Here is a 1,554-nt window from a genome sequence, read left to right on the forward strand (position 1 = left end):
GGATGAGGGAGCGCTCTCTCGCCGTTGCATGCTTCATCCGTGTGAACCGTGCGTCAAGAGGTGCGACCGGAGTCACGGAAGTTGTTGCTCGGCACGCGGCAAGTCCTGTGCGTACAGCCTCATTTGCCGGGTTTCGTCGCGTCCCGCGGTCGACTCTCCCGCCCGGTCGCGCGTTCAAGAGGTGTTCGGGGGGAACCGGACGTTCCTTCCGTCGGATCCCTTGACACCCCTGCGTCCCCGCCTCAACACTCCGCAGTGGGAGAGCGCTCTCCCAGCACGTTCTCCCCTCGCGCTCTCCCCGCTTCCGTGCCTGCGCGACCGTCTCCCGGCCCGCACCCCCCACCGTTTCCCCCTCGACGTCTCCAGGAGGTCTCCATGCCACGGAGATCGCAGATCGTCTCAGGAACACTGATCGCCGGCGCCCTGCTGCTGKCCTCGCTCGGCCTGGGCGGTGTCGCGGCCACCGCCGGCACTCCCCCGCCGCAGGCCGGCGCGGCGGCGGCGTCCACCGCGCACCACATGGGCCACACCATGGCGGTGTCGACCGCCGCCTCCCCGGAGGACCCCGACGGCGACGGCTACATCCCCGCGAACCCGCCGGTGACGGGCGTCCAGCCGTCCACGAAGGAACCGCCGCACCGCTACTTCCACGAATTCCAGGCCAACTGCTCGGTGAGCCACACGAAACCGGACGACCCGATCGTCTACCCGCAGCAGCCGGGCAAGTCCCACGACCACACCTTCATGGGCAACCGGACGACGAACGCGAACAGCACGACGGCCTCGCTCGAAGGGGCCACCACCACGTGCAACGCGCCCGGCGACAGGTCGGGCTACTGGATGCCCACCCTGTTCAAGGGGGACCAGCCCGTCCGGCCCGTCGGCCCGCAGGTCATCTACTACAAGGCGGGCGTCACCGACTACACCAGCGTGCGCCCCTTCCCCAAGGGGCTCCGGTTCCTGGTGGGCAGCCCGACCCAGACCCGCGAGGAGTTCCGCGCGCACCGCGGCTTCGTCGAGGGCTGGGAGTGCGGCGACAGCTTCTTCAACGTCGACTTCCCGACGAACTGCCCCAGCCGCCCGGACGTCCAGCTCAACATCCGCTTCCAGGCGCCCAGTTGCTGGGACGGTCGGTACCTCGACACCCCCGACCACAAGAGCCACATGGCCTATCCCGTGGTCAACCCCGGGACGAACAACAACATCTGCCCCACCAGCCACCCGGTCGCCCTGCCGATGATCGAGTTCAAGATGGCCTTCCCGGTCAACGGCGACCTCTCCCAGGTGAAGCTGGCCAGCGGACCGAGCTGGTCCTTCCACTACGACTTCTTCAACGCCTGGGACGCGCCCACCCTGAACGCGCTGGTCGGCCACTGCGTCGTCGGCGGTCTGCAGTGCGACGCGCGCGGCTACGACCAGACGCACCCCGAGGCCGGGGCGGCGCTCGACGAGAACTACGAGCTTCCCTGAACCGGGGCGGCCGGGCCGGTCCGTCCCGCCACGGCCCGGCCGCTCCCCCCACCCGCACACGGAGACCCCCCATGAGTCCACGCC

The 1,554-nt window shown here is 69.6% G+C and carries 1 protein-coding gene; it reads left to right on the forward strand.

Going from position 1 to position 1,554, the window contains the following annotated elements:
- Positions 1–375 precede the first annotated feature (375 nt).
- Complete coding sequence (locus FGF04_RS36425) at positions 376–1,470, forward strand: DUF1996 domain-containing protein (protein WP_149515680.1); 1,095 nt, start codon at positions 376–378, stop codon at positions 1,468–1,470.
- Positions 1,471–1,554 lie beyond the last annotated feature (84 nt).

This window comes from Streptomyces apricus (genome assembly GCF_008369065.1).
GTDB lineage: Bacteria > Actinomycetota > Actinomycetes > Streptomycetales > Streptomycetaceae > Streptomyces > Streptomyces apricus.